Origin of the sequence: Caballeronia sp., assembly GCF_049581465.1 — a bacterium.
GTDB lineage: Bacteria > Pseudomonadota > Gammaproteobacteria > Burkholderiales > Burkholderiaceae > Caballeronia.
The window spans coordinates 1-2,956 of record NZ_JBAUSA010001035.1; the positions used below are offsets into that span (position 1 = coordinate 1).

Sequence of the window (2,956 nt, forward strand, 5' to 3'; positions counted from 1 at the left end):
GCGCACGCTGATCGTCGCGGACAAAGGCGCGTACGTGAGCTATCTGGAAGGCTGTACCGCGCCCATGCGCGACGAAAATCAGCTGCATGCCGCTGTGGTCGAACTGATCGCGCTGGAAGGTGCGCAGATCCGTTATTCGACGGTGCAGAACTGGTATCCGGGCGATGCGTCGGGCAAGGGCGGCATCTACAACTTCGTGACCAAGCGTGGGGACTGCCGCGAGGCGAATTCGAAGATCTCGTGGACGCAGGTGGAAACCGGTTCGGCGATTACGTGGAAGTACCCGAGCGTGATCCTGCAGGGCGATAACTCGGTGGGTGAATTTTATTCAGTGGCGCTGACCAACCACTATCAACAGGCCGATACCGGGACGAAGATGGTTCACCTCGGCTGCAATACGCGCAGCACGATCCTGTCGAAAGGCATTTCGGCGGGCCGCGGACAGAACGCGTATCGCGGCCTCGTGAAGGTCGGCCGGGCGGCCGAAGGTGCGCGCAACTACACGCAGTGCGATTCGCTGCTGCTCGGCGAGCGTTGCAGTGCACACACGTTCCCGTATATCGAGGTCAAGAACCCGACCGCGAAGGTCGAACACGAAGCGTCGACATCGCGCATCGGCGAGGACCAGTTGTTTTATTGCCGGCAGCGCGGCTTGTCTGCGGAAGATGCGGTGTCGATGATCGTGAACGGCTTCTGCAAGGAAGTCTTCAAGGAGCTGCCGATGGAGTTCGCCGTCGAGGCGCAGAAGCTGCTCGGGGTCAGCCTGGAAGGCAGTGTGGGCTAAGCCTTGGCCGCTCACCCACGGCGATGCGCGAGGGACCGGAACCATGCTTGAAATCAGCAACCTGCAAGTCGAAATCGATGGCAAGAAAATCCTGCGCGGAATCGATCTGAGCGTGAAGGCCGGAGAAGTGCACGCGATCATGGGGCCAAACGGTTCGGGCAAGAGCACGCTTGCTCACGTGCTGGCTGGCCGCGAGGACTTGGTGGTCACGGGCGGTTCGGTCTCGTATCTCGGTCGCGACCTGCTGACGCTCGCGCCGGAAGAACGCGCGCGAGAGGGACTGTTCCTGGCGTTTCAGTATCCTGTCGAGATACCCGGTGTGAGCAACGTTTATCTGCTGAAGGCGGGGTTGAACGCGCAGCGCCGGCATCGCGGCGAGCCGGAACTTGACGCGATCGAATTCCTGCTGTGGGTGAAAGACCGCATGACGCTGATGCAGATGGACGAGACGCTGCTGTATCGCGCGGTAAACGAAGGCTTTTCCGGCGGAGAAAAGAAGCGCAACGAAATCCTGCAGATGGCGGTGCTTGGGCCTCGGCTCGCCATTCTCGACGAAACTGATTCAGGACTCGATATCGATGCATTGCAGATCGTCGCGCAGGGCGTCAACACGATGCGTAGTCCTGAACGGGCGATTGTGCTGGTGACGCACTATCAACGACTGCTGGATTATGTCGTGCCGGATCGCGTGCACGTACTGGCGAATGGCCGGATCGTAAAGTCGGGGTCGTGTGAACTCGCCTTGGAACTGGAACGCAAGGGCTATGGCTGGATCGAGGATGAGGCTGTGGAATCAGCCAGTGCAGCCCGTGAGAGGCGTCCATGAAAAACGAATCTCTCGCCGGCTTCCACGAGGCTTTCAGTCAAATAGCGAAGACATCGCCAGTTGATGAGTTGCCGTGGCTGCGTGCCGCGCGCCGAAGCGCCTTCGACCAGTTCGACGCGCTCGGCTTGCCGACTACACGCCACGAGGACTGGAAGTACACGGACGTGTCGGCGATCGGCACGCGTTCATGGCATTTCGCGCCGCAACACACCGGCCGCACCGACGATAGCGATGTGCGACGCATTGTCGATGAACTCGTGCTCGACCCTGCGGGTAATCGACTGGTGTTTGTCAATGGTCGTTATGCGCCGAGGCTGTCGAAATTGAATGGCTTAGCGCATGGTGTGTTTGTGGGCTCGCTCACGCGGGCATTGAGAGAAATCCCGCAGCGTCTCGAAGCGGCGCTCGTCTCACAAACCTATGCCGACGGCTTTGCCGCGCTCAACACCGCGTTTCTGTTGGACGGATATGCTGTCGTGCTGCCGCCAGGCGAAGTCATCGATAAATCGCTGCACATGGTGTTCCTGACCAACGAAGCCGGTCTTGCGGTGCAGCCGTTCAATGTCGTGCTTGCAGGAGCGCGCTCGGGCTGCGTGATCGTCGAGCACTTTGTGGGCCTTGGCGATGAGGTGTACTGGACAAATGTGGTGACCCGCATCGTCGCAGACGAACAGGCGGACGTGCAGCACTATCGGTTACAGCAGGAAGGCCGAAAGGCGTTTCACATTGCGTCGGTCGTCGCGACTCAGCAACGCGCCAGCGTGTTTGCGTCGCATGCGTTCGCGTTCGGCGGTGCATTGTCGCGAACGGGCATCGGCACGAGCCTGAACGCCGAGAACGCGCAAGCGACGTTGAACGGGCTCTATTTCGTTGGCGGCCGGCAGCACGTCGATCATCACACGCGCATCGATCACGCAGAGCCGCATGGCACGAGTCGCGAACACTACCGCGGCGTGCTCGACGGAGCCGCGCGCGGCGTATTCAACGGGCGCGTCATCGTGCATCGCGATGCGCAGCAAACGGACACGCATCAGGCGAATCACAACCTGCTGCTGTCGCGTGACGCGGAAATCGACACGAAGCCACAACTCGAGATCTACGCCGACGATGTGAAATGCACGCACGGCGCAACGGTCGGTCAGCTTGATGAGAACCAGTTGTTCTATTTACGTGCGCGGGGCATCGAAGAGCGGACGGCGCGAGCGCTGCTGACCTACGCATTTGCACGCGACATTGTGGAACGTGTACGCATTGATTCGCTGCGCGGGCGGCTCGAAAGTCTGCTGCTTGCGCGTACTCCGGAAGGCGAGCGTATCAGGGAGTTGCTATGAAGCAGTCCGAACAGG

General features: G+C 60.4%; 3 protein-coding genes. All 3 read left to right on the forward strand.

Annotation, left to right across the window (positions count from 1 at the left end):
- Positions 1-784 (forward strand): Fe-S cluster assembly protein SufB (sufB, locus tag WCA53_RS25355; RefSeq protein ID WP_423916894.1); only part of this gene is annotated, 784 nt, incomplete at its 5' end.
- Positions 785-827: 43 nt separating this feature from the next.
- Positions 828-1,610, forward strand: coding sequence for a Fe-S cluster assembly ATPase SufC (gene sufC, locus WCA53_RS25360; RefSeq protein ID WP_423916896.1), 783 nt, complete (start codon positions 828-830; stop codon positions 1,608-1,610).
- On the forward strand, positions 1,607-2,941 hold the full coding sequence (gene sufD, locus WCA53_RS25365; RefSeq protein WP_423916899.1) for a Fe-S cluster assembly protein SufD: 1,335 nt from the start codon (positions 1,607-1,609) through the stop codon (positions 2,939-2,941). Before sufC ends, sufD begins: the two co-directional genes overlap by 4 nt.
- Positions 2,942-2,956 lie beyond the last annotated feature (15 nt).

Bases quoted from the DNA above. Each gene is read 5' to 3' on its own strand.
- sufD (WP_423916899.1), top strand. From the start codon at position 1,607: ATGAAAAACGAATCTCTCGCCGGCTTCCACGAGGCTTTCAGTCAAATA.
- sufC (WP_423916896.1), top strand. From the start codon at position 828: ATGCTTGAAATCAGCAACCTGCAAGTCGAAATCGATGGCAAGAAAATC.